The sequence below is a fragment of the Mycobacterium sp. 852002-51152_SCH6134967 genome (genome assembly GCF_001667105.1).
In the GTDB taxonomy this organism is placed as follows: Bacteria; Actinomycetota; Actinomycetes; order Mycobacteriales; family Mycobacteriaceae; genus Mycobacterium; species Mycobacterium neumannii_A.
The window spans coordinates 193,416-218,546 of sequence record NZ_LZIK01000063.1; the positions used below are offsets into that span (position 1 = coordinate 193,416).

The 25,131-nt window shown below is 68.5% G+C and carries 18 protein-coding genes; 11 read left to right on the forward strand and 7 right to left on the reverse strand.

The window, feature by feature from the left end:
* The first annotated feature begins 120 nt into the window (after window positions 1–120).
* Window positions 121–1,956 (forward strand): acyl-CoA dehydrogenase, encoded by a 1,836-nt coding sequence (locus tag A5790_RS19825; protein ID WP_066848041.1) that lies wholly within the window; start codon window positions 121–123, stop codon window positions 1,954–1,956.
* A gap of 236 nt (window positions 1,957–2,192) precedes the next feature.
* Here the strand turns inward: A5790_RS19825 and A5790_RS19830 are convergent, their stop codons facing one another.
* Entirely contained in the window at window positions 2,193–3,095 is a 903-nt protein-coding gene (locus A5790_RS19830) for a TIGR03564 family F420-dependent LLM class oxidoreductase (RefSeq protein ID WP_369829805.1), read from the reverse strand.
* 233 nt (window positions 3,096–3,328) lie between these two features.
* Window positions 3,329–4,627, reverse strand: coding sequence for an acetyl-CoA C-acetyltransferase (locus A5790_RS19835; protein WP_066848046.1), 1,299 nt, complete (start codon window positions 4,625–4,627; stop codon window positions 3,329–3,331).
* A gap of 46 nt (window positions 4,628–4,673) precedes the next feature.
* Between A5790_RS19835 and A5790_RS19840 the strand changes: the two genes are divergently transcribed.
* Both A5790_RS19840 and A5790_RS19845 read left to right on the forward strand, forming a co-directional pair.
* Entirely contained in the window at window positions 4,674–6,026 is a 1,353-nt protein-coding gene (locus A5790_RS19840; RefSeq protein ID WP_066848048.1) for a 3-oxoacyl-ACP reductase, read from the forward strand.
* A 1-nt stretch (window position 6,027) separates the two neighbouring features.
* Window positions 6,028–6,870, forward strand: a complete 843-nt coding sequence (locus A5790_RS19845) for a MaoC/PaaZ C-terminal domain-containing protein (RefSeq protein ID WP_066848050.1) — start codon at window positions 6,028–6,030, stop codon at window positions 6,868–6,870.
* Between the two features lie 29 nt (window positions 6,871–6,899).
* Here the strand turns inward: A5790_RS19845 and A5790_RS19850 are convergent, their stop codons facing one another.
* Both A5790_RS19850 and A5790_RS19855 read right to left on the reverse strand, forming a co-directional pair.
* Window positions 6,900–7,544, reverse strand: a complete 645-nt coding sequence (locus tag A5790_RS19850; RefSeq protein WP_066848052.1) for a TetR/AcrR family transcriptional regulator — start codon at window positions 7,542–7,544, stop codon at window positions 6,900–6,902.
* An 81-nt stretch (window positions 7,545–7,625) separates the two neighbouring features.
* Window positions 7,626–8,792, reverse strand: a complete 1,167-nt coding sequence (locus A5790_RS19855) for a glycoside hydrolase family 3 N-terminal domain-containing protein (protein WP_197696840.1) — start codon at window positions 8,790–8,792, stop codon at window positions 7,626–7,628.
* 108 nt (window positions 8,793–8,900) lie between these two features.
* Between A5790_RS19855 and A5790_RS19860 the strand changes: the two genes are divergently transcribed.
* Both A5790_RS19860 and A5790_RS19865 read left to right on the forward strand, forming a co-directional pair.
* Entirely contained in the window at window positions 8,901–9,074 is a 174-nt protein-coding gene (locus tag A5790_RS19860; RefSeq protein WP_066810839.1) for a DUF2613 domain-containing protein, read from the forward strand.
* 43 nt (window positions 9,075–9,117) lie between these two features.
* Window positions 9,118–13,305 (forward strand): DUF3367 domain-containing protein, encoded by a 4,188-nt coding sequence (locus A5790_RS19865; protein ID WP_369829803.1) that lies wholly within the window; start codon window positions 9,118–9,120, stop codon window positions 13,303–13,305.
* On the opposite strand, the gene A5790_RS19870 is transcribed toward A5790_RS19865, so the two are convergent.
* Window positions 13,298–14,893, reverse strand: a complete 1,596-nt coding sequence (locus A5790_RS19870) for an MFS transporter (protein ID WP_066848058.1) — start codon at window positions 14,891–14,893, stop codon at window positions 13,298–13,300. The two genes, A5790_RS19865 and A5790_RS19870, sit on opposite strands and share 8 nt — an antisense overlap.
* Window positions 14,894–14,968: 75 nt before the next feature.
* Here A5790_RS19870 and A5790_RS19875 point away from each other — a divergent pair, with 75 nt between their 5' ends.
* Together A5790_RS19875 and A5790_RS19880 are read left to right on the forward strand one after the other, a co-directional pair.
* Window positions 14,969–15,940, forward strand: coding sequence for a phosphotriesterase (locus A5790_RS19875; RefSeq protein WP_066848060.1), 972 nt, complete (start codon window positions 14,969–14,971; stop codon window positions 15,938–15,940).
* Window position 15,941: 1 nt separating this feature from the next.
* On the forward strand, window positions 15,942–17,411 hold the full coding sequence (locus A5790_RS19880; protein WP_066848063.1) for an AMP-binding protein: 1,470 nt from the start codon (window positions 15,942–15,944) through the stop codon (window positions 17,409–17,411).
* On the opposite strand, the gene A5790_RS19885 is transcribed toward A5790_RS19880, so the two are convergent.
* Window positions 17,380–18,492 carry an acyltransferase gene (locus A5790_RS19885; protein WP_066848362.1) on the reverse strand — a complete coding sequence of 371 codons (1,113 nt, stop codon included), beginning with the start codon at window positions 18,490–18,492 and terminating at the stop codon, window positions 17,380–17,382. The genes A5790_RS19880 and A5790_RS19885 overlap by 32 nt on opposite strands.
* A 214-nt stretch (window positions 18,493–18,706) precedes the next feature.
* Between A5790_RS19885 and A5790_RS19890 the strand changes: the two genes are divergently transcribed.
* The 3 genes from A5790_RS19890 to A5790_RS19900 are packed head-to-tail and all read left to right on the forward strand — an operon-like array spanning window position 18,707 to window position 23,116.
* A complete protein-coding gene (locus A5790_RS19890; RefSeq protein ID WP_066848065.1) occupies window positions 18,707–19,903 on the forward strand; it encodes a DUF3068 domain-containing protein in 1,197 nt (398 codons plus the stop codon).
* A 14-nt stretch (window positions 19,904–19,917) separates the two neighbouring features.
* The gene (locus A5790_RS19895) at window positions 19,918–21,588 is read left to right on the forward strand and encodes a hypothetical protein (RefSeq protein ID WP_082961800.1); all 1,671 of its coding nucleotides are present in this window, start codon (window positions 19,918–19,920) and stop codon (window positions 21,586–21,588) included.
* A 55-nt stretch (window positions 21,589–21,643) separates the two neighbouring features.
* Window positions 21,644–23,116: a 13E12 repeat family protein gene (locus A5790_RS19900; RefSeq protein ID WP_082961812.1), complete on the forward strand. Its 1,473-nt coding sequence runs from the start codon at window positions 21,644–21,646 to the stop codon at window positions 23,114–23,116.
* A gap of 42 nt (window positions 23,117–23,158) precedes the next feature.
* Here A5790_RS19900 and A5790_RS19905 read toward each other — a convergent pair whose 3' ends face one another.
* Window positions 23,159–24,319, reverse strand: a complete 1,161-nt coding sequence (locus A5790_RS19905) for a glycosyltransferase family 4 protein (RefSeq protein ID WP_066848369.1) — start codon at window positions 24,317–24,319, stop codon at window positions 23,159–23,161.
* Window positions 24,320–24,365: 46 nt separating this feature from the next.
* Here A5790_RS19905 and A5790_RS19910 point away from each other — a divergent pair, with 46 nt between their 5' ends.
* On the forward strand, window positions 24,366–25,127 hold the full coding sequence (locus tag A5790_RS19910) for a class I SAM-dependent methyltransferase (protein WP_066848071.1): 762 nt from the start codon (window positions 24,366–24,368) through the stop codon (window positions 25,125–25,127).
* Window positions 25,128–25,131 lie beyond the last annotated feature (4 nt).

The window sequence follows — 25,131 nt, forward strand, 5'->3', positions numbered from 1 at the left end:
GAAATTGTTTCGAGGTGGTTTGAGTTGAAGTTACTGATGGGTATAGTTCGGGCAGTTACTGGTGGGTAACTTAAGCAAGAAGTACCCAACCAACAGTGGCCGTCTCACCGAGGAGGAACCGTGAGCCACTATAAGAGCAACGTTCGTGACCAGGTATTCAACCTTTTCGAGGTCTTCGGCGTTGACAAGGCGCTTGGCGAGGGTGACTACGCCGAACTGGACGTGGACACCGCCCGCGAGATGCTCGGCGAGATCGCCCGGTTGGCTGAGGGCCCGATCGGCGAGTCGTTTGCCGACGCCGACCGCAATCCCCCGGTCTTTGACCCCAACTCGCACACGGTGACCCTTCCGGAGTCATTCAAGAAGTCGGTGCGGGCGCTGGTCGACGGCGGCTGGGACAAGATCGGCGTCCTGGAGGAACTCGGCGGTATGCCGATGCCTCGGGCCCTGCAGTGGGCTTTGGTCGAGCACGTGCTGGGCGCCAACCCGGCGGTCTACATGTATGCGATGGGCGCCGGCTTCGCGCAAATTTTCTACAACCAGGCCACCGACGAGCAGAAGAAGTGGGCCGTGCTGGCCGCGGAGCGTGGCTGGACCTCGACGATGGTCCTCACCGAGCCCGACGCCGGCTCGGACGTCGGCGCCGGCCGCACCAAGGCCGTGCAGCAACCCGACGGCACCTGGCACATCGACGGGGTGAAGCGCTTCATCACCTCCGGTGACGCCGACGATCTCGGCGAGAACATCATGCACCTGGTGCTGGCTCGCCCCGAGGGCGCCGGACCCGGCACGAAGGGCTTGTCATTGTTCTTCGTGCCGAAGTTCCACTTCGACCCCGAGACTGGTGAACCCGGCGAGCGCAACGGTGTGTTCGTCACCAACGTCGAGCACAAGATGGGCCTCAAGGTCTCCGCGACTTGCGAGCTTTCGTTCGGGCAGCACGGGGTTCCCGCTGTGGGCTGGCTCGTCGGCGAAGTGCACAACGGCATCGCGCAAATGTTCGAGGTCATCGAGCAGGCTCGAATGATGGTGGGCACCAAGGCAATCGCCACGCTGTCGACCGGCTACCTCAACGCGCTCGAGTACGCCAAGGAGCGTGTGCAGGGTGCCGACATGACGCAGATGACCGATAAGACGGCTCCGCGCGTGACCATCACGCACCACCCCGACGTGCGTCGTTCGCTGATGACCCAGAAGGCCTACGCCGAGGGTCTGCGCGCGCTGTACCTCTACACGGCGACCTACCAGGACGCCGCGGTCGCCAAGGCCGTGCACGAGGTGGACGCCGAGTTGGCGGCGCGGGTCAACGACCTGCTGCTGCCGATCGTGAAGGGTGTCGGCTCGGAGCAGGCCTACGCCAAGCTGACCGAGAGCCTGCAGACGCTCGGCGGATCCGGCTTCCTGCAGGACTACCCGATCGAGCAGTACATCCGTGACGCCAAGATCGACTCGCTCTACGAGGGCACCACGGCCATCCAGGCGCAGGACTTCTTCTTCCGCAAGATCGTCCGCGACAAGGGTGTGGCGCTGGCTCACGTGGCCGGCCAGATCGAGCAGTTCGTCCAAAACGAGTCGGGCAACGGCCGGCTCAAGGCCGAGCGTGCGCTGCTGGCGACCGCGCTGGAGGACGTCCAGGCGATGGCGGCCTCGCTCACCGGCTATCTGATGGCGGCGCAGGAGAACTCGACCGAGCTGTACAAGGTCGGCCTGGGTTCGGTGCGCTTCCTGATGAGCGTCGGCGACCTGGTCATCGGCTGGCTCCTGCAGCAGCACGCCGCGGTGGCTGTCGACAAGCTCGACGCGGGTGTGTCCGGTGACGACCGCGCCTTCTACGAGGGCAAGGTCGCGGTGGCGTCGTTCTTCGCGAAGAACTTCCTGCCGATGCTCACCAGCACGCGTCAGATCATCGAGAACCTCGACAACGAGGTGATGGAACTCGACGAGGCGGCCTTCTAAGAGAGCCTTCAGTCGCTTCGCTGAAACAAAACGCCCCCGGTCTCTTCCCGGGGGCGTTTTGCATCGGAATCAAGTTCACATAAGGGCGGGTTCGGGAGGACACCAGGTGCGTCACATCAGTCTCGCGCGGTCGGCTTTCAACCCTTGCCGACTCTTCGGAAAAGTCACTCCCGAACCCGTCGTGCGACCGATCGTACGCCCGTGATCTCGATCACACCAGTGCGAATTTTCTTCGGTCAGGCGTCCCTGGACCGCAACAGCGCCCGGGTGCGCGCACGCGCCTCGGGGTCTGAGTCGAAGACGCTGGCGACGAACTCGTCGACGCCGGCGGCGCCCAGTTCGTCGAGCCGCTGTGACACCGTTTCCTCGTCGCCAATGATCGCCGCGTCCGCGGGTTCTGCGTAGCCCTCGCGGTCGAGCATGGCGCGGTACGACGGCAACTGTCCGTAGATGGCGAACTCCTCCGCGGCGTTGGCCCGGGCGGCGTCGATGTCGTCGGTGACGCTGATAGGCAACGACGCCACCACCCGAACCGAGGTCTCGTCGCGGCCCGCCTCCACCGCGGCCGTGCGCAGGGTCGGGACGACGTGGTCGGCCAGCGTCCTGGGACCCGTCATCCACGTCATCGTCCCGGCACTGCGACGACCGGCCAGGCGCAGCATCTGCGGGCCGAGTGCTGCGAGGTAGACGTCGGGCCGCGGAGCGCCGGGGACCTTCAGCGAGCCCCGGGTCGTCCAGATATCTCCGGAGGCGTCGGCGGGCTCGCCGGCCAGCAGGGGCAGCAGCGCGTCGAGGTACTCGCGCATCTGCCGCACCGGTTTGTCGTACGAGATGCCCCACACCCCTTCGGTCACCATGCGATGGCTCAACCCGATGCCCAGGGTGAAGCGGCCGCCGGCGATGGCGTTCAGCGTCAGCGCGCGCTGCGCCAGTTGGGTGGGGTGCTGCACCTGGATGGGGATCACCCCCGAGGCCACCTCGATGGTGTCGATCTCACGGAACGCGACGGCCAGGATCGTCAACAGGTCGGGGTCGTAAGGCAGCTGTGCCATCCACACCCGGCGGAACCCTTCGTCGCGTAACGACGTCAGCTTCGCCAGCACGCCTTCAAGCGGCGAGCGGCCGTAGGCATCGCTGATGAGCCCGGTGAGGGCGACGCTGGTCTGCACCCCACCATCGAAGCACGACCGGCGGCGAGCCTTCACGCTTGCTGGAACACGGCCCGGGCCTGAGGCCCGAAAAGTTAAGAGCCCCGTGCTGTCGTCGGGTCGGGGGGTCAGACGGCAGCACGGAGCTATCCGGTGTATCGGCGCGCTTTCGGGGGGCGTTACACGCTGCCGTAAATATATTTGATGCGGTCCTGCCGGGCTGGTCAGGCCTCCAGAACAGCCGCGACGCCCTGCCCGCCGGCGGCGCAGATCGAAATCAGCCCGCGCACCGATTGACCGGTCTCTTTCTTCTTCTGGGCCAGCTGCTTGGCCAACTGCGACACGATCCGCCCGCCGGTCGCGGCGAACGGATGGCCCGCGGCCAACGACGACCCGTTGACGTTGAGCTTCGACCGGTCGATCGACCCGAGCGCGGCATCCAAGCCGAGGCGTTCCTTGCAGTACTCCTCGGACTCCCACGCCTGCAGGTGCGCGAGCACCACCGACGCGAACGCCTCGTGGATTTCGTAGAAGTCGAAGTCCTGCAGGGTCAGGCCGTTGCGGGCCAGCAGCCGCGGCACCGCATAGGTCGGCGCCATCAGCAATCCGTCCTTGCCGTTGACGTAGTCCACTGCGGCGGTCTCTGCGTCCACGAAGTAGGCGAGCGGTTCGATGCCATGCGCCGAGGCCCACTCGTCGGTCGCCAGCAAGGACACCGAGGCGCCGTCGGTCAGCGGCGTGGAGTTGCCCGCCGTCATCGTCGCGTCGCCGTTGCGGACACCGAAGACGGGCTTGAGCTTGGCCAGCTTCTCGGCCGAGGAGTCGGGACGCAGGTTGTTGTCGCGGTACACGCCGAGGAACGGCGTGACCAGGTCGTCGAAGAAGCCGCGGTCGTAGGCGGCGGTCATGTTGCGGTGACTGGCGGCGGCCAACTCGTCCTGGTCGACGCGCTTGATGCCCATTTCCTTGGCGGTGACGGCGGCGTGCTCGCCCATCGACATGCCGGTGCGGGGCTCGCTGTTGACCGGGATCTGGATGCCCACCGAGGCGGGTAGCTTGCCCACCAGCTTGAGCCGGTCGACGTTCGACTTCGCACGGCGCAGCCCGAGTAGCGTGCGGCGAAGGTCGTCGCCGAGCGCGATCGGCGCATCCGAAGCGGTGTCGACGCCGCCGGCCGCCGCGACCTCATAGCGACCCGCGGCGATGCCGTCGGCCGCGGAGATGGCCGCCTGCAGACCCGTCCCGCAGGCCTGCTGGATGTCGAAAGCGGGCGTGTAGGACGAGAGCGCGCTGCCGAGCACGCATTCGCGGATCAGGTTGAAGTCGCGGCTGTGCTTGAGCACGGCACCGCCGATCACGGCGCCGAGCGTCTCCCCGTCGAGGTTGAAGCGCTCGATCAGGCCGCCCAGGGCGGCGGTGAACATGTCCTGGTTCGACGCATTGGCGTACGCGCCATCGGAGCGGGCGAAAGGAATTCTGTTGCCACCGAGGATGGCGACGCGTCGGCGGGTATCACTAGGCATGCACCCATAGTACCCACCCTTCTTACTCTGGAGTAAGTTCGTCCTCATGGCATCGGATCTGTACTCGCAAATCGTCCACTCGACGCCCGGATCGTTCCTCGCCAAGCAACTGGGCATCCCCCAGCCCGAGACGCTGCGCCGCTACAAGCCGGGTGATCCGCCTCTGGCCGGCACGCTGCTTATCGGCGGCGAGGGCCGACTCGTCGAACCGCTGCGCACCGCGCTGGCCGACGACTACGACGTCGTCTCCGACAACCTGGGCGGTCGTTGGGCCGACTCGTTCGGCGCGCTGGTGTACGACGCAACGGGCATCACCGAACCGAGCGGCCTCAAGGGGCTCTACGAGTTCTTCACCCCACTGTTGCGCAACCTCGGACCGTCCGGCCGCGTCGTCGTCATCGGCACCACCCCCGAGGAGGCGGGCAGTGAACATGAGCGCATCGCGCAGCGCGCGCTCGAGGGCTTCACCCGCTCGCTCGGCAAGGAGATGCGCCGCGGCGCGACGGTGAACCTCGTTTACGTCTCCCCCGACTCCAAGCCCGCCGCGACGGGCCTGGAGTCGACGATGCGGTTCCTGTTGTCGGGCAAGTCGGCCTACGTCGACGGGCAGGTGTTCCGGATCGGTGCGGACGACGCTTCTCCGCCCGCGGACTGGGACCGGCCGCTGGACGGGAAGGTCGCGATCGTCACCGGTGCCGCGCGCGGCATCGGCGCGACGATCGCCGAGGTGTTCTCCCGCGACGGGGCGAAGGTGATCTGCATCGACGTCGACGGTGCGCAGGAAGCGCTCGGCGTGACCGCCACAAAGGTCGGGGGGACCGCGCTGGCCCTGGACGTGACCGCCGACGACGCGGTCGACCGCATCACCGAGCACGTGCGCGACCACTACGACGGTCGCGTCGACATCCTGGTCAACAACGCGGGCATCACCCGCGACAAGCTGCTGGCCAACATGGACGAGGGTCGCTGGGACTCCGTCGTCGCGGTGAATCTCGTTGCGCCGCTTGCCCTCGCCGAAGGGCTGGTGAGCAACGGTGTGCTGGGCGAGGGCGGCCGGATCGTCGGCTTGTCGTCGATGGCCGGCATCGCGGGCAACCGCGGGCAGACCAACTACGCCGCGACCAAAGCCGGCATGATCGGGCTGACCGACAGCCTGTCGGAGGCCTACGCCGACAAGGGCGTCACGGTCAACGCGGTGGCCCCGGGCTTCATCGAGACCAAGATGACCGAGGCGATTCCGCTGGCCACCCGCGAGGTGGGCCGTCGGCTCAACTCGCTGTACCAGGGCGGTCAACCGGTCGACGTCGCCGAGACCATCGCCTACTTCGCCAGCCCCGCGTCCAACGCCGTCACCGGTAACACGGTGCGGGTGTGCGGCCAGGCGTGGCTGGGGGCGTGACATGAGCCAACCGTCGGGCCTGATGAACCTGGCGCGCGCGGCGGCGGGCGCCCTGCCGTTCGTGCCGCGTGGCGAGACACTGCCCGATCGCACGCTGACCGTCGAGGATTTGCGCATCGATCCCGAGAACGTGGCGGCCTACGCGTCGGTGACGGGATTGCAGTTCGGAGACACGGTCCCGCTGACGTATCCGTTCGCGCTGACCTTCCCGACGTTGATGTCGTTGGTGACCGGGTTCGACTTCCCTTTCGCGGCAATGGGTTCGGTGCACATCGAGAACCACATCACCCAGTACCGGCCGATCGCGGTCACCGACTCCGTCTCGGTGAAGGTGCACGCGGAGAATCTGCGTGAGCATCGGCGTGGTCTGCTGGTCGACATCGTGACCGACGTCAACGTCGGCAACGAGCAGGCGTGGCACCAGGTGACGACGTTCCTGCACCAGCAGCGGACGAGTTTGTCCGACGAGCCGAAGCCGCCGCCGCAGAAGCCGCCGAAACTCGGCCCGCCGAACGCGATGCTGCGCATCACCCCCGGGCAGATCCGGCACTACGCCTCCGTGGGCGGTGACCACAACCCGATCCACACGAACTCGGTCGCGGCCAAGCTGTTCGGCTTCCCGACGGTCATCGCGCACGGGATGTTCAGCGCGGCAGCGGTTCTGGCGAACATCGAGGGTCAGCTGCCGGATGCGGTCAAGTATTCGGTGAAGTTCGCCAAGCCGGTCGTGCTGCCAGCGAACGCCGGCCTGTACGTCGACCGCGTGTCCGACGGCTGGGATCTGACGTTGCGCGACATGAAGAAGCGCGAGCCGCATCTGTTCGGGACGGTGCGCTCGCTGTAGTCGGGCTGACTCTGCGCCAAGGACGTCGCCTACTCCGACAATTGCGCCGCAGCCGCAGAGTGAACCGATGAGTCCGAATGGTCCGACGGGGTGCCCTTCAGGCCGCGCCAGAACAGGTTGATCATCAGCTCGGCGGCCTCGTCCACGCCGGCATCGCCGGTGCTGACCCGCGACGCCACTGCCTCACCGGCACCCACGAGCGCGACGGCCATCATGTCGAAGTCGGTGTCGGGCTCGGGATTTCGGGTGCCCGAGCGCAGCAGTCTGCCCACCAGGTCGATGATGCGCTCGCGGCCTTCGCGCACGGTGTGGGCGAATGCCTGCGAACTGGTCGCCTGGCTGTAGAGCACCATCCACGAGGCCCGGTTCGCGTCGATGTAGTTCAGGAACGCCAGGACCGCGTTGCGCAACAGGTCTTTCGGGCTCTGCTTGAAATCGATCTGGCTGCGCACCTCGTCGACGAACCGCGCCAGCTCACGGTCCAGGCATGCCGCGAACAACTCTTCCTTGGAGCCGTAGTACAGGTACAGCATCGGTTTGGAGATTTGCGCCTCGGCGGCGATCGCGTCCATCGACGTCTCGTGGTAGCCGTTCACCGAGAAGATCTGCACGGCGGCGTCCAGCATCTGCTGCTCGCGCACCGCGCGCGGCAACCGCTTGGTACCTCCGGCCATTCCACCAGGGTAAGCAATGCGCGGCACCAGGGCGTCAGCAGCGGGCGGCGGGTGAAAACTAGCAGTGGGCGTGGGCGGGAATCAGCAGCGCGGGTTGGGCCCCTTCATTCCTGCCAGCCGCAGCACGGAGGCGTCGACGCTGGACATCGACAGCTCCCCGGCATCCAACGCCTTCTCCAGCCGGTCGAGCACGGCGGGCACCTCACCGGTACTCAGCCATAGCGCGACGTCGGCGCCCGCTTGCAGACTCCGCAGCGCCGCCTCGGCGACCCCGAACCGGTCGGTGATGGCCCGCATACCGGACAGATCGTCGGTGAACACCGGGCCGTTGAACGGCTGGCCGCCGTAGTTGCCCGACCGCAGCAGCGCGTAGGCCGCCGGGCTCAGGCTGGCTGGATCGCTGCCGGTCAGCCCGGGCACCTGCAGGTGACCGACCATCACTCCGACCGGCGCCTGGCTGGTCAGCGTCCGGTAGGGCACCAGATCGGTTGTCTGCAGGTCGCTGATCGGTGGCGTCGTGACGCCGCCCGTGTGCGAGTCGCCCGAGGCGCGCCCATGGCCGGGGAAGTGTTTGAGCACCGGCATCACGCCGCCGTCGCGCAGACCACGGGCATACGCGCCGGCGAAGTCGGTGACGACGGCCGGATCGGAGCCGAACGACCGGTCGCCGATGGCACCGCCCCCATCGACGTCGACGACCGGCGCGAAGTCGACGGTGATACCAAGCCCGCGCATGGCCTGGCCCCGCTTCAGAGCGATGTTGTACACCTCGTCGGGCGTGCTGCTGGCCGCCAGCGAGGCGGGCGACGGTTGGCTGCCGATCAGCCCGGCCAGCCGCGACACCTGGCCGCCCTCCTCGTCGACGCTCACAGCGAGCGGCAGCGGGGTCGCCGATCCAGCGATGGCTGCCAGCGAGCCGTCGGACAGCATCGACAGGTCGGTCCAACTGCCGACGAAGATGCCGCCGACGTGGTGGTTGTCGACGACCGCGCGTGCGTCGCCCGCATTGGAGACGCCCACCATCAGCAGTTGGGCGAGCTTGTCGCGCGTCGACATCGACGACAGCAGCGATTCACCGGCTCCGCACGCGGGGGCCGCCGGCGCGGCCGGGGCCGCGGGCACGGCGGTGGCCGCCTTGGTGATGGGCGCTGACGTCGGTGACGGCGCGGCTTCCTGCGCGGCAGGCGAGCACGCCACCAGCAATACGGGAGCGGCAACAAGGGCACACAATGCGCGGGGCAAGGCCATGGGCCTCGACACTAACGGCTGTGGTGGCTCAGTTCTATCTCGTGGTCGGCGTGTGCGGCCAGAACATGGGCTCAGCTGGGCACATGGGCCGCATGCTAGTTTTGCCGCATGGATCGGTTCCTCGTGCCCGCCGCCGCCAGCATCGTGGTCGGTCTGCTGTTGGGTGCGGCGGCTGTTTTCGGTGTGACGCTGATGGTGCAGCAGGACAACAAGCCTCCTCTGCAAGCGGGCGATCCGGCGTCTTCGGTGCTCAACAGGGTCGAGTACGGCGACCGCAGCTGAATCCCGGGCCGCCACTGAGACGGCCCCGCTCTCCCGGCGCTGGTTGTGGGTGGCCGCTGCGGCGGCGTTGGTCCTTACGTTCGCCCAGTCACCCGGACAGATCTCACCCGACACCAAGCTCGACCTGACCGCCAACCCGTTGCGGTTCCTCGCGCGCGCGTTCAACCTGTGGAACAGCGAGCTGCCCTTCGGCCAGGCCCAGAACCAGGCCTACGGGTATCTGTTCCCGCACGGCACCTTCTTTTTGATCGGCGACATCGTCGGGCTGCCCGGCTGGGTCACCCAGCGGCTGTGGTGGGCGTTGCTGCTGGTCGTCGGGTTCTGGGGTGTGCTGCGGGTGGCCGAGGCGCTCGGCATCGGCAGCCCGACGTCGCGGGTGATCGCCGCGGTCGCCTACGCGCTGTCGCCGCGGGCGCTGACCACACTCGGCGCGATCTCGTCGGAGACGCTCCCGATGATGCTGGCGCCGTGGGTGCTGTTGCCGGTGATCTTGGTATTGAAGGGCGGGTCCGGAGGGGCGGGAGAAACAGGGGCCGATCCGCGCGTACGGGTACTGGCGATGCGCTCGGCGGTGGCGATCGCGTTGATGGGTGCGGTCAACGCGGTGGCCACGCTCACCGGCTGCCTGTGCGCGGCCATCTGGCTGGCGTGTCATCGGCCCACCAAGCTGTGGTGGCGGTTCACGGCTTGGTGGGCGCTCGGCATCACGCTGGCGGTGCTGTGGTGGGCGGTCGCGCTGGTGATGCTGGGCCGGGTCAGTCCACCGTTCCTCGACTTCATCGAATCCTCAGGCGTCACCACGCGGTGGATGTCGCTGACCGAGATGCTGCGCGGCACCGACGCCTGGACCCCGTTCGTCGCCCCCAACGCGACGGCAGGCGCGTCCCTGGTGACCGGTTCGGTCGCCGTGCTGGCCACCACGCTGGTCGCCGCCGCGGGCCTGGCGGGGCTGGCGATGAAGACGATGCCCGCCCGCGGTCGTCTGATCGCCATCCTGCTGACCGGCGTCACGCTGCTCGCCGTCGGCTACTCCGGCGGGTTGGGCTCGCCTGTCGCACTGCAGGTTCAGGCGTTCCTCGACGCGTCGGGCACCCCGCTGCGCAACCTGCACAAGCTCGAACCCCTGCTGCGACTGCCCTTGGCGCTGGGGTTGGCACATCTGCTCGGCCGCATCCCGCTGCCGGGCAGCGCGCCGCGAGCGAAGTGGACGACCGCGCTGGCGCATCCCGAACGCGACAAGCGTGTCGCCGTGGGAATGGTGGTCCTGGTCGCACTGGTGGCGGGCACGTCGCTGGCATGGACCGGACGGCTTACTCCGCCAGGCGCATTCGACGCCATCCCGCAGTACTGGCACGACACTGCCGACTGGCTTGATGAGAACAACACCGGCGGCCGCGTCCTGGTGGCGCCCGGCGCTCCGTTCGCCACCCAGGTCTGGGGCAACAGCCACGACGAACCGCTGCAGGTGCTCGGCGAAAGCGCCTGGGGGGTCCGCGATTCGATCCCGCTGACCCCACCGCAGACCATCCGCGCGCTCGACTCCGTGCAGCGGTTGTTCGCCGCAGGCCGCCCATCCGCGGGTCTCGCTGACACCCTTGCCCGCCAAGGTATTTCGTACGTCGTGGTGCGCAACGACCTGGACCCGGAGTCATCCCGGTCGGCCCGGCCGTTGCTTGTGCACCGCGCGATCGACGGCTCACCGGGTCTGGAGAAGGTCGCCGAGTTCGGCGATCCGGTCGGCGCGGGCACCCTGGCCGGATTCGTCTCCGACAGCGGTCTGCGCCCGCGCTACCCCGCCGTCGAGATCTACCGGGTCGATGCCGAAACCCCGGTGACGCCTTACCTCGTCGACACCGACCGCATGGCGCGCGTCGACGGCGCACCCGAGGCGCTGCTACGGCTCGACGAGCGCCGCCGACTGCTCGACCGCCCGCCGCTGGGCCCGATGCTCTTGACCGCCGACGCCGAACGCGCGGGCGTGCCGACCCCGCTGGTCACCGTCACTGACACCCCGCTTGCCCGGGAAACCGACTACGGCCGCGTCGACGACCACTCGTCGGCGATCCGCACCCCCGACGATCCGCGGCACACCCACAACCGGGTCATCGACTACCCCTCTCCCGGAACCGATCTCGTCCACGGGCAGTGGAACGGTGGCCGCGTCTCGGTGTCGAGCTCGGCGGCCGATTCCACCGCGCTCCCCAACGTTGCGCCGGCGGCAGGTCCGGCCGCCGCAGTCGATGCCGACCCGTCGACCAGTTGGGTCTCCAACTCGCTGCAGTCGGCGATCGGCCAGTGGATGCAGGTGGACTTCGACCACCCCGTCACGAACGCGACCATCACGGTCACACCCAGCGCCACCGCCGTCGGCGCACAGATCCGCCGCATCGAGATCTCGACGGTGAACGGCACCAGCACCCTGCGGTTCGATGAGGCAGGCAAGCCGCTCACCGCGGCACTGCCGTACGGCGAGTCGCCGTGGGTGCGGCTCACGGCGGTAGCCACCGACGACGGCTCGCCCGGCGTGCAGTTCGGAATCACCGACCTCGCGGTCACCCAGTACGACGCGAACGGCTTCGCCCACCCCGTGAGCCTGCGCCACACCGTCGTCGTACCGGGTCCGCCCCCGGATTCGACTGTCGCGCAATGGGATCTGGGTTCGGAGTTGCTGGGACGCGCGGGCTGCGCGCAGAGTCCGACCGGCTACCGGTGCGCCGCGTTGATGGCGCTGTCGGCCGAGGAGCCGGTGAACCTCAGCCGGACACTGACGGTTCCGACGCCGATCGCGGTGACGCCGACGGTGTGGGTGCGCGCCCGACAGGGTCCCCAGTTGGCCGACCTCATCAGCGCACCCGGTACCGCCCGCGCGGTGGGCGAAGCCGATCCGATCGACGTGCTCGGCTCGGCATACGCCGCGGCAGACGGTGATGCGGGCACCGCCTGGACCGCCCCGCAGCGGGTCGTGCAGCAGGGGACGCCGCCGACACTGACGCTGAAACTGCCGAAGCGGACTGAAGTTGCCGGCCTGCGGGTGACGCCGAGTTCGTCGGAGTTGCCCGCACGTCCGACGCTGCTGGCCGTCGACCTCGGCGACGGTCCGCAAATCCGTCCGGTCGCCGGCGATGCCGGCGCCCAGACCCTGGATCTCAAACCGAGAGCCACCGACACCGTGACGATCTCCCTTCTCGACTGGGACGATGTCATCGACCGCACGGCGCTCGGTTTCGACCAACTCAAACCTCCCGGCCTGGCCGAGGTGACCGCGCTCGACATCCGCGGCGAACCGATCGCGGCGGCCGACGCCGCGGCCAACCGGAACCGCACCATCGACATGCCGTGCGGCAAGGGCCCGGTCATCGGCGTCGCCGGCGAGTTCGTGCAAACCTCACTCAGTACGACCGTCGGCGCGCTCCTCGACGGTGAGCCCGTGACGGCACGCCCGTGCCGGGCCGAGCCGATCCTGCTGCCCGAGGGCCAACAGGAACTGGTCATCAGCCCCGGCGCGGCGTTCATCGTCGACGGCGCTCAGCTCGCCGGGCCGCGCGCCGGTGAAATACGCGAGGCGTCAACCATTCCCGCGCAGACCGGACAATGGAGCGCAGACCACCGCGTGGTGACCGTCGCACCGTCGTCGGCGTCCCGGGTCCTCGTGGTCCCCGAGAGCATCAACCCCGGCTGGGTCGCCCACGACAGCGCCGGGTCACAGCTGACGCCGATCACGGTGAACGGCTGGCAGCAGGGCTGGGTGCTGCCGCCGGGTACGGCGGGCCCGGTCACGCTGAGCTTCCCGACGAACGCGCCCTACCGCGCCGGCCTGATCGGCGGGCTCGCGCTGCTGCCGGTGCTCGCACTGCTCGCTTTCCTGCCGATGCGCAGGCGGCCCGCGCCGGTTGAGCCGGTGCCGGTGTGGCGACCGCGCCCCGTCGCCGTCGGCGCCGCGGCGCTGGCCGTCGGTGCGGCGATCTCGGGGGTGGCGGGCGTGGCGGTGGTCGGTCTGGCGGTCGGCGTCCGTTGGCTGCTGCGCCACCGCGAAAAGCTCTGCGAACCAGTCACGGTCGGCACCGCGGCCGGTGGGTTGATCCTGGCCGGTGCGGTGTTGAGTCAGTATCCGTGGCGCTCGGTCGACGGCTACATCGGGCATTCGTGGGGCGTGCAGCTACTGGCGTTGGTCTCGGTGGCCGCGGTCGCGGCGTCGACCGTGCCGATTCGGACGGAGAAACGGCTCAGCTGACCGCGATCAGATGCTCGAGCTTGGGTTCGCCGACGACGTACTTGTCGACCTCCTGCTCGGCGATCAGGTCCTGGCCCGTCTGCCGGATGACGTGCTGGTGCAGGTGCTCGTACCACGACCGCACGACGAACGCCTCGACGAATGTGTTGGGGAATTCGCCGCTGCGGAACAACCGCCATTGCACGGCCCCGGTACGCTGCCGCGAACGCTTCACCCGGTCCATCGCCGCGACGAACGCCGCCTCGTTCTCCGACGCGACCCGGTAGGTCTTGAGCACGAGGACCGGGCCGTCGGGCGGGGCGGGTTCGAACACGAGCGCCGGTTCAGGCCAGTGCCCCGACGGTTCGACGTCGAGGTTGCCGGTGCCCGGATGCAGCGGCCACCACAGCAGCGATACCGCGCACGCGGCGAGCAACCCGGCCGCGATCAGCAGCGCGGTAACGCTGTTGGTCGCGCCGGCCACCAGCCCCCAGACCAGCGAGCCGATCGCCTGTCCACCCATGAACACCAGCTGGTAGACCGACAGTCCGCGCGCCCGCACCCAGGCCGGAAGGCTCAGCTGCATGGACGCATTCAGGGTCGACAGGGTCAGCAACCACGACAGTCCGCCGACGATCATCGCGACGATCACCACCGCGAGCACCGGAACCAGCGCCAGCACCGCGGTGGCGAGCGCGAAACCGACCGCGCCCACCGTCAACAATGCGTTGCGCCCGAACCGGACCTGCAGCCGGGACAGCACCATCGCCCCGCACACCGCGCCGACACCCAGCGCGCCCAGCAGCACGCCGTAGCCCGCCGACGACAGGTGCAGTTGTCGATCGGCGATGACCGCGAGCAGCCCCCACAGCGCACTGCCGGGAGCGATGAACAGCAGCGCCCGAAGCAGGATGCGCCGCACCACCGGCGAGCTGCGGATGTACCGTCCGCCCGCGCTCAGCGCCGACAACGGCCGCTCGGTCGGCAGCAACCGTTCCTCAACCGGCCGGCGCCAGGTGAACAGCACCACGACGATGCCTACGAACGACACCGCGTTCAGCGCGAACACCGTCGTCGGCCCGGACAAGGCCACGAGCAGGCCGGCGATCGCGGGCCCGATCGCCCTCGCGCTGTTCAGGGCCAGGCTGGTCAGCGCCGCCGCAGCGGGGATCTCTTCGCGCGGAACGAGTTCGGGCTGGATAGCCTGCCACGCCGGAGCCGTCAGCGCCTGTCCGCATCCGATCAGGAACAGCAGGATCAGCAGAACCGCCGGCGTCGTCAACCCGACACCGGTCAAGATCGCCAGGATCGAGACGCCGGCCGCCATCGCCGACTGCGTGGCGATCAGCAGGCGTCGCCGGTCGACCAGATCGGCGACCACACCGGAGGGCAGCGCCAGCAGCATCACCGGCAGCGTCGTCGCGGTCTGTACCAGAGGCACCAGCACGGCGGCGTCGGGATCGGCCACCAGCATCCACTGGGCGCCGACCGTCTGCATCCAGGTCCCGAGGTTCGACACGAGCTGCGCGATCCACAGCGCCCGGTACATCGGCGACCGCAGCGGCGCCCACGCCGACGGCGCGGTGCGGACGCTCGACGATGTCGCCATTCGGTTCTGGCCTTTCGCTATGAATCGAGTTTCAAGTACCCGATTGGTCGACCGCTATCTCGTAGCATCGGCCGCGTGCCGGAACTGAACACCGCCCGAGGACCGATCGACACCACCGACCTGGGCGTCACGCTCATGCACGAACACGTCTTCATCCAGTCCCTCGACATCTCGACCAACTATCCGGAGGTCTGGGGCGACGAGGCCCAACGGGAGGCCGACGCCGTCGTCCGCCTCAACGAGCTCAAATCGCGCGGGGTCGACAGCATCGTCGATCTCACGGTGATCGGAATGGGGCGCTACATTCCGCGCATCGAGCGTATCGCCGCGCAATCCGACATCAACATCATCGTCGCCACCGGCGTCTACACCTACAACGACGTCCCGATGTTCTTCCACTTCAGCGGGCCGGAGACCCCGCTCGGCGAGCCGATGGTCGACATGTTCGTCCGCGACATCACCACCGGAATCGCGGGCACCGGGGTCAGAGCGGCGGTCCTCAAGTGCGCGACCGACGAACCCGGCCTGACACCCGGCGTCGAGCGGGTGCTGCGCGCGGTGGCCCAGGCGCACCGGGAAACCGGCGTCCCGATCTCGACGCACACGCACGCCGCGACCAAGCGAGGCCTGGATCAGCAGCGCGTGTTCAGCGAGGAGGGCGTGGACCTCTCGCGCGTCGTCATCGGGCATTCCGGCGACAGCACCGATCTGGACTACCTGGAACGGTTGATCGACAACGGGTCTTACATCGGAATGGACCGGTTCGGGGTCGACGTGTTCCTCGGTTTCAAGGAGCGGGTGGACACCGTCGCGCGGATGTGCGAGCGCGGCCACGCCGACAAGATGGTGCTGTCGCACGACGCGTCCTGTTTCATTGACTGGCTTCCGGAAGGACTCGTCCCGCAGACCATGCCCAACTGGCACTACCTGCATATCCACAACGACGTGATCCCGGCTCTCAAGAAGCGGGGCGTCTCCGACGAGCAGCTCACGACGATGCTCGTCGACAACCCGCGCCGGATCTTCGAGACCCGGGGCGCTTACTGACATGCCCGAACAGACTCCACCGATCAGCGCGCAGGTCTCACGGCTGGCCGAGACCGAACCCAACGCGCCCGCGATCACCTGCGAAGGCGTCACCCTGACCCGAGGTGAGCTCGACGCGTCGACCAACCGGCTGGCCCGCGCCTACGCTGAACTCGGTGTGCGAGAAGGCGATTACGTCACCGTGGTGTTGCCGAACTCCATCGAGTGGGTGCAGGCGGTGCTCGCGACGTGGAAGCTGGGTGCGATCCCCCAACCACTCTCTCCGAGGCTTCCTGATGCCGAACTGACCGGGCTGCTCAAACTGCGGCCCCGCGCCCTGGTCGTCGGCCGCGCCGACCCCACCGGCCGAATAGCAAGCGTGCCAGCGGGTTACGTGCCCGATGAAAACCTCTCGGATGCAGCATTACCCGAGAAGGTGTCGCCGGTGTTCAAGGCGATGGCATCGGGCGGCAGCACCGGCAGGCCCAAGCTGATCGAGGCGGGCAACGACAGCCGGTACCCGCCGATGGTGGGTTATCCCCTTGGGGCGCAAGAGGGTGACGTCAACCTGATCTCGGTGCCGATGAGCCACAACACCGGCTTCACGACCTTCGCGATCGGGCTTGTGCAGGGCCATCACCTGGTGATCATGCCGCGGTTCGAACCGCACGAGTTCCTCCGGCTCGTGACCGAACACCACGTGACGTTCCTGACGACGGTGCCGACGATCATGCAGCGCCTGATTCCGGTCTACCGGGCCGACCCCGATGCCTACGACCTGTCCTCGATCCGGCGGTTCTGGCATGTCGGGGCGCCGTGTCCACCCGCGGTCAAGCGCGCCTGGATCGAGATTCTTGAACCGGATGTGCTGTGGGAACTGTACGGCGGCACCGAATTACAGGCGTTGACGTTCATCTCGGGAAGTCAATGGTTGGCCCACCCGGGGTCGGTCGGTGTCGTCGTCGCCGGCGAGATGAAGGTGCTCGACGATGACGGCAACGAGTGCCCGCCCGGGGTGGTCGGCGAGGTCTACATGCGGCCGTCGCCGGGCAGCAGACCCACCTACCGCTACGTCGGCGCGACGGCGAAATCACGCGACGGCTGGGATTCGTTGGGCGATCTCGGGTACTTCGATGCCGACGGCTTCCTCTACCTCAGCGACCGGCGGGTGGACATGTTCACCGTCGGCGGCCGCAACGTCTATCCCGCCGAGATCGAGTCGGCGCTGTCCGAGCATCCCGCGGTGCTGTCGTGTCTGGTGGTCGGCATCCCCGACGACGACCTCGGTCAGGTGCCGCATGCGCTGGTGCATGCCGAAGGTGGGCTCGACGCGGCGGCCGTCGTCGCGTTCCTGTCCGAGCGACTCGAGCGCTACAAGGTGCCCCGCACGGTCGAGTTCACCGATGAGCCGCTGCGCGACGACGCGGGTAAGGCCAGGCGTTCGGCGGTCCGCGACGAGGTCATCTCGCGACGGGCTCAGGCACGCTGCTGACCGACGAGTCCAACGGCGGCACCGGACGGGCGTATCGATACTCCCAGCGCCGCAACGCCGTTCGGCAAGGTGACTCCACCAGCGCGTAGCTGACCGCGGCGATCGCGAACCCGAACACGACCGTCAGCACCAGCACCACCGGCATGTGGCCGTTGAACGCGAACTCGCCGATAACCGGGAACACCATCGCGAGCGCGGCGAGGTGCCAGATGAACAGTCCGTAGGACCATCGCCCCAACGTCACCATCGTCGTGCTGCCCAGCACCCGGTGGGAGGTGTCGGGGCGGTCGAGCACGAGCGGCGCGAGCAGCGCACCGGCGACCACGGCGCCCAACGCGATCTTGACGACGAACTGGCTGACGGTGCCCGGTGTGAGGCCCTCGGGCCCGGCGATCGGCGAGGCGGCGACCAGGAACGCCGCGACCGCGATGACCGCCATCAGGACGCGCCGCCGGGCCAGTCGGTGCGGCCATCCGACCGGCGTGACGGTCAACTCGGCGAGCAGCATGCCCGCGGCAAACCAGGAGAAGAAGGCCGGCGGCCAGTTCAGGTGGTTGACGCCGGCCGATGTCGCGATCGGCAGCACCGCCCACCCGAGGCTGACGAGCGCCGCGGCGGCGATGACGGGAATGCGCGCCCGCACCGGGACGCGTCGCACCAGGAGCGCGAGAAGCGGCAACGCCATGTAGAACGCGACCTCGACCGACAGGCTCCACATCTGCGTCAGCCCCGCGGTGAGTGTCAGCGGCACATAGATCTGGGTCAGGGTGAGGTTGGCCAACCACACGGTGAGGTCCGCTTTGGCCTCCGGCAGCAGCGACAGGATCACCACGACCGCCACGAGGTATCCGGGCATGATGCGCACGATCCGGGAGCGCAGGTAGTGGCCGGTCGGCGGGGTCGGCCGCAGCCCGCGCGCTGCCGAGGCGTGCCCGCGCCACAGCAGAAAACCCGAGAGGGCGAAGAAGAGCGCCACCGCGAGATCGAACCGGCCGAACAGTCGTCCGCTGACCCCGCCGGTGTGCCCGGTCTGGAACGCCACGTGGGTGACGACGACGCCGACGGCGGCGCAGGCGCGCATGCCCTCCACCGCAGGCAGGAACCCGCGGGTTCCGCCCACCTGCTCCTCGCGCGTCTCGCCGGCCACCGCAACTGCCACAAAATCAGTGTGCCCGGTGAAGCCGAAGACGGTGACCACGGGTCGGCGGATGCGTCTGGAGCGACGACGACCTTAAATTGTGCTGTTAGGGTCAAACGGGTTTCTGCGGGCATACCGCAGGTGAAGGAGGCACGGTTTGAACCGCGCAGTGGCGCTGCGGATTGCGGCTTGCGGGATCTTGGGGCTGGGTGCCGCCCTGTTGATCGCCGCGCTGTTGCTGTCCACCTACACCCACAGCAAGATCGCCAAGATTCCGCTGGACATCGATGCGACGCTGATCAGCGACGGCAGCGGCACAGCCTTCGACCCGGCATCGCTGAACAGCGAACGGTTCGTCGTCGACCGCGACGTGCCGATGGTTCAGCAGGAGCAGCTCACCGTCGAGTCCCCGTCGAACGCCGACGTGGTGACGCTTCAGGTGGGCTCCACGCTGCGCCGCACCGACAAGCAGCAGGAGGCCGGCCTGCTGTTGGCGCTTGTCGACACGGTGACCGTCAACCGCAGTACCGCCGAGGCGGTGTCCAGCGAGAGCAATCCGGGCGGTGCGGTGCAGAAACCGCGCGCCATGGAGGACGACAAGCCGCCGACCAACATCGCGCTGCCGCACGAGGGACTGGCCTACCGGTTCCCCTTCGACACCGAGAAGAAGACCTACTCCGTCTTCGACCCGATCGCGCAGAAGGCGTTCGACGCCAACTACGACGGCGAAGAAGACGTCAACGGGCTGACCACCTACCGGTTCACCCAGAACGTCGGCTACGACTCCGACGGCAAGCTCGTCGAGCCGGTGAAGTACGCGTCGCTCTACGAAGACGACGCCGACAGCGAGGTCACCGCCCGCGCGGCGATGTGGGGTGTGCCCGGTGAGCCCGACGAGCCGATCACGATGTCGCGGTACTACGCCGCGCAGCGCACCTTCTGGGTCGACCCGGTGTCGGGGACGATCGTCAAGAGGGACGAGCACGGCTACCACTACTACGCCCGCGAGCCGCTCAAGCCCGAGGTCACGTTCGTCGACTACAAGGTCGCGTTCAACGAGGAGACCGTCGAGTCCCAGGTCGCCAGCGCGGGCAACGAGCGCGACCGGGTCGCGCTGTGGGGCCGCATCCTGCCGATCACCTTCACCGCGATGGGGCTGGTGCTGCTGGTCGGCGGCGCGCTGCTCGGCTCGTTCAGCCTGCGCGCGGAGTCCGCGCTGATCGACCCCGGTCTCGACGAGGCCGACCACGGATTCTTCGACACCCAGGGCATCAAGGTCCCGGGCGCCGAAGCCAAGACTGAGAAGATCCCGACATCTCGACCGACCGACCTGCCCCCGGACAGACCGGTCTGATCGGGCGGTCGGTCGTGGGACCGGCCTACGCGTTGGTGCTCGCCCTCGTGGTGACGGCGCCGTTGCTCGCACCCGGGTATCTGCTGTTGCGCGACGCGGTGTCCACGCCGCGCTCGTATCTGTCCGATGCCGCGCTCGGGCTGTCCGAGGCGGCACCGCGGGCCCTTCCGCAGGACTTCTTCATGGCCGTCGTGTCCTCGGTGGTCGACGGGGGCGTGGTGGCCAAGGCACTGCTCGTCGCGGGACTGTGGCTGGCGGGCTGGGGCGCGGCGCGGTTGGCCGCCGCGGTGGTTCCCGAGTCGGGGCTCGCCGGTCAGTGCGTGGCGGTGACGGTCGCGGTATGGAACCCGTATGTCGCCGAGCGGCTGCTGCAAGGACACTGGAGCCTGCTCGTCGGCTACGGGTGCCTACCGTGGGTCGCCACGACGGTGCTGCAGATGCGGGAGTCGGCGCGGTGGACCCCGTTGTGGGCGTTGGCTTTCTGGTTGGCACTGGCCGGGTTGACGCCCACCGGGCTGATGCTGGCGGCGACCGTCGCGCTCGTGTGCGTCGCCGCGCCCGGCGAAGGGTGGGGCCGGTGGCGGTGTGCGGGCGTGACGATGGCCATGACGGTCGTCGCGGCGCTGCCGTGGCTGGTCGCGGCGACGGTGTCGCGGGCGTTGGAGTCGTCGCAGGCTGACGGCGTCCTCGCGTTCGCCGCGCGCGCCGAACCGGGCCTCGGAACACTGCTCAGCCTGGCCGGGCTGGGCGGCATCTGGAACGCAGAGGCCGTACCACCCTCTCGCACAACACTTTTCGCGATCGTGGGCACGGCGGTGTTGCTCGGCGTGGTCGCCCTCGGCTTACCAGTCGTGCTGCGCCGACCGGCGGCCGTACCGCTGATGGTCCTGGCCGGGTTCGCCGTCGTGGTGCCCGCGCTCATGGCCACCGGACCCGGGCTCGTCCTCGTCGAGGCGGCCGTCCGCGCCGTGCCCGGCCTGGGGGTGGTCCGCGACGCGCAGAAGTGGGTGGCGTTGGCGATGCCGGGCTATGTGGTTGCCGGCGCGGCGGGGGTGATCTTCGCCCGACGCTGGTTGCCGGCGGCGGCGACCGCGGCACTCTGCTGCGTCGCGCTGATCGCGACGTTGCCGGATTTGGCGTGGGGCGCGGGTGGCCGCGTCACCGCCGTGCAGTACCCGCCGGGATGGGCGAAGGTGTCCGCGATCATCAACGCCGACCCGCGGACGGTCGCGGTGATGCCGATGGGCAGCATGCGCCGTTTCGAGTGGGCAGGTGAGGCTCCCGTGCTCGACCCGCTGCCCCGGTGGGTGCGTGCCGATGTGTTGACCACCGGCGATCTGCACATCGGCGAGCGGACGGTGTACGGGGAGGGGCAGCGCGCACGCGACGTGCAGGAGATCCTCGTCGAGAGCGCGGACCAGAACCTGCTCGCCGATGCCGGGGTCGGATGGGTGGTGGTCGAATCCGGCGCTCCGACAGAGCGTTTGCCGTTGCCCGTCGCCTACACCGACGAAGACCTCACCCTGTACCGGGTGAGCGGATCGTCGCCGCAGGCCGACGGTCGGAGCCTGGTGCTGGCCGCACACTGGGCCTGGCTGGCGATGCTGCTCGGCGGTGCGGGCGCCCTGATGGCGCGACGGTTGAGCAAGTCGCCGCCGCGAGTCAAAGCACCTCACCGTCGATGACCTCGGCGTCGCCGGCGGAACAGAAATGTCGGTGGGCGATGGCATACTCGCACACATGTTCGATACGACAAGCGACGCAGGGTTGGTCGACCTGATGGGCCAGGCGCAGCGCGCCAGCCGGGTCGAGATCGCGCGTCAGCTGTTGGCAATCGGGCACTTCAGCCTGCGCCGCGTTCCCGAATGTGACGGCGAGAACGACGACAAGGTGGTCGACGACTGGGAGGTCGTGGCTGCCGAGATCGGTGCCGAACTCGGCATCAGCCGCGGACGGGCCTCGTCCATGATGAGCTCGGGCCAGGCCCTGATCAAACGGCTTCCCAAGGTGGCAAAGGTGTTCGCTGCCGGTGAGATCGAGTGGCAGGTGGTCAACATGCTGATCTACCGCACCGACCTGATGGTCAGCGAGGACGCCTGCGCACTGATCGACGCGATCTTCGCCGACCGGGCCGCCCAGTGGAACCACCTGTCGTACAACAAGCTCGTCGAGGTCGTCGACTGGCTGGTCCTTCAGATCGACCCGGACGCGGTGCGCCGAGCCAAATCCCGTGACGACGACCGCCATTTCGATGTCATACCTGGCCAGTACGGAATGACCGACATCGTCGCCTGCCTACGCGGCGTCGACGGGGTGGCTTTGAGTCAGCGACTCGACGCGCTGGCCGCCACGGTCTGCCGGGAGGATCCACGAACGCATCGCCAGCGCCGGGCGGACGCGATCGCGGCGGTGCTTGCCCACGAGGACGCGATGGCGTGCCTATGCGAACGACCTGACTGTCCCGCCGCTGGCAGGACGGCAACTACCATTTTGGTCCATATGCTCGCCGAGCGGGACACCGTCGAAGGCACCGGCACGACACCGGGGTACGTATCCGGATTGGGTCCGGTTCCGGCGTCGACCGTCGCCGACGTGGCGCGCCACGCCAAGCGGCGCCCCATTGAGATCCCCGACGACGCAGCACCCGAACCGCAGTACCGTCCCTCGACCGCGCTTGCCGATTTCGTTCGCTCCCGCGACCTGACCTGCCGGTGGATGAATTGCGACCGTCCCGCCTGGCGATCCGACATCGACCACGCCGCGCCCTGGCCCTACGGGCCCACCCATCCGTCCAACAACGCCTGTTTCTGCCGGCTGCACCACCTGATGAAGACGTTCTACTGCGGACCCGGCGGCTGGATCGTGCGCCAAAAACCCGACGGCGCCGTCATATTCACCAGCCCGACCGGGCGCATACACACCACTACTCCGTTCGGAGCGATGCTGTTTCCACAACTCGGCGCTTCCACCGGCACGCTTCACCTGCCCGAGGTGCCTGCACCGACACCGGGACGCGGGATCTGCATGCCCACCCGCCGACGCTCCCGCCGCCAGAACCGCGAGCGGCGCATCCAACGCGAACGCGCCCTCAACGCCACGATCCGAGCGGAAAACACCACGCCGGCCACCCAGACTTTCGGCAGCTTCTACCCGCTGGGCACCGGTCCGCCGACCGATCCGAGAGTTCTGCTGGACGATCCGCCGCCGTTCTAGCACCCGAGGGGGACGGTTCGATGACGGGGAGCGTCGCGAAGGCTAGACCACGCCGCTGACGTACTGGCCGCGGTGCACCGCTTCCAGCACAGTGCGCATCGCCTCGGCACTCTGCTGCCAGGAGAACTCACCGCAGCGGACATGTGCCTTGGCTCCGAGTTGCTCGCGCAGCACGTGATCGGACAACAGTTCAGCCAGACCGTCGACCAGACCGTCGAAGTCGTCGACCAACACGCCGGTCACGCCGTCGACGATGGAGTCTGTCAGTCCACCGGACGACCGGTAGCCGATCGTGGGCACCGAATGCTGGCCGGCCTCGATGACCGCCAGCGCCCAGCCCTCCTTGCGCGAGGGCAGCACGTGTACCCACGCCTCTTGCAGCACACGGTGTTTGGCCTCGTCGTCGATGTGGCCGTGAAACGTCACCGCATCGGAGATGCCGAGCAGGGCTGCATGTTCGACCAGCCGCTGCTCCCACCAGCCACCACCCACGACGTCGAGCGTCAGCCCTGGCAAGCGCGGCCGCAGCACAGCGACGGCCTCCAGCGCGTCCTCGATCTGCTTGTGCGGCACCAGACGTGACAACACCACGACCCGCGGTGCCGGCGCGCGCCTGGGGGCCATCGTCGAGGCCGGCGCCTCGTCGAGCCCGTTGCGCACCACCGCGATCTGCCCGGGACGCACGCCCAACGCGGCCAAATCACGCGACGACGGCAGCGACACCGTGACGTACTGGTTACGCCGGTGCGCCCGCGGCGAGAGCCTCGACTCGACGAACCAGCCGATTCGGCCCTTCACCGGCCCGGCGACCGGCCACTGCTCGCGGTGGCAGTGGTGCACGAGCACAGCGACGCGCCGCCCGTAGGCCAGTCGCGCCATGAACGGGATGCCGTTCTGCGTGTCGATTACGACGTCGGGTCGCGCGCGCCGCAGGGGCCCGAGCCCGAAGCGGGCCAACACCATCGCCAGCCCCGCCCAGATGTAAACGGTGTGGCGCCCCCCGCCGCGGCTGACGCGGACCCCGTCGACGACCTCGCGACGCGCGGCTCCCGGATAGCGCGCTGTGCGCAGCGTGACCTCGATACCCGACGCGGCCAACTGCGCGCCGATGCGCTGCAGGTAGGCCTCGCTGCCGCCACCCTGGGGGTGGCCGGTGTCGCGCCAGCACAGCAGCAACACCGATCGGAGCGGACGGGCAGACATCGGCAACAGCGTAGTCGGATCGCGGCGCTGCGTAGTCTTCGGTTCCATGCCAGTCACCGACCGGTTCGCCGAGCGGGCGACACTGTCGCGGTCGCTGCGCCTGCTCGCGCAGTTCCGCTTCGAGCAGAGCGACCCGGCACGGTTCTACGGCGCTCTCGGCGAGGACACCGCCGACATGGTCGCCGACCTGTGGCTGGCCACGGATGGATCGACGCCGGCCGGGCGCACGGTGCTCGACGTCGGCGGCGGGCCCGGTTACTTCTCGGAAGCGTTCGTCGACAAGGGTTTTCGCTATATCGGGGTCGAACCGGATCCGGCCGAGATGCACGCCGCTCCGGGGATGGTGACCGCGAGCACCTACGTGCGGGCATCCGGGACGGCTTTGCCGTTCGCCGACGACAGCGTCGACATCTGCCTGTCCTCGAACGTGGCCGAGCACGTGCGGCGGCCGTGGCGGATGGGCGCCGAGATGCTTCGGGTGACCCGGCCCGGCGGGCTGGTGGTGCTGTCGTACACGGTGTGGCTGGGTCCGTTCGGCGGGCACGAGACCGGGCTGTGGCACTACCTCGGCGGCGCCCGTGCCGCACGCCGGTACACCCGCAGGCAGGGCCATCCGCCGAAGAACAACTACGGTTCGTCACTGTTTGCGGTGTCGGCGGCCGACGGCCTGCAGTGGGCGGCGAGCACCGGTGCGTTGGTCGCCGCTTTCCCCCGCTACCACCCGAGATGGGCGTGGTCGCTGACGAAGGTACCGGTTGTGAGGGAGTTCCTGGTGAGCAACCTGGTGCTGGTTCTGCGGGCGCCGTAAGCGG

Coding starts and splice junctions, on each gene's coding strand:
- A5790_RS19835 (WP_066848046.1), bottom strand. CDS start 4,627: ATGCCTAGTGATACCCGCCGACGCGTCGCCATCCTCGGTGGCAACAGA.
- A5790_RS19870 (WP_066848058.1), bottom strand. CDS start 14,893: ATGGCGACATCGTCGAGCGTCCGCACCGCGCCGTCGGCGTGGGCGCCG.
- A5790_RS19880 (WP_066848063.1), top strand. CDS start 15,942: ATGCCCGAACAGACTCCACCGATCAGCGCGCAGGTCTCACGGCTGGCC.
- A5790_RS19905 (WP_066848369.1), bottom strand. CDS start 24,319: ATGTCTGCCCGTCCGCTCCGATCGGTGTTGCTGCTGTGCTGGCGCGAC.
- A5790_RS19850 (WP_066848052.1), bottom strand. CDS start 7,544: ATGGCCGGAGGTACCAAGCGGTTGCCGCGCGCGGTGCGCGAGCAGCAG.
- A5790_RS19885 (WP_066848362.1), bottom strand. CDS start 18,492: ATGCGCGCCTGCGCCGCCGTCGGCGTCGTCGTCACCCACGTGGCGTTC.
- A5790_RS19840 (WP_066848048.1), top strand. CDS start 4,674: ATGGCATCGGATCTGTACTCGCAAATCGTCCACTCGACGCCCGGATCG.
- A5790_RS19855 (WP_197696840.1), bottom strand. CDS start 8,792: ATGGCCTTGCCCCGCGCATTGTGTGCCCTTGTTGCCGCTCCCGTATTG.
- A5790_RS19900 (WP_082961812.1), top strand. CDS start 21,644: ATGTTCGATACGACAAGCGACGCAGGGTTGGTCGACCTGATGGGCCAG.
- A5790_RS19860 (WP_066810839.1), top strand. CDS start 8,901: ATGGATCGGTTCCTCGTGCCCGCCGCCGCCAGCATCGTGGTCGGTCTG.
- A5790_RS19910 (WP_066848071.1), top strand. CDS start 24,366: ATGCCAGTCACCGACCGGTTCGCCGAGCGGGCGACACTGTCGCGGTCG.
- A5790_RS19845 (WP_066848050.1), top strand. CDS start 6,028: ATGAGCCAACCGTCGGGCCTGATGAACCTGGCGCGCGCGGCGGCGGGC.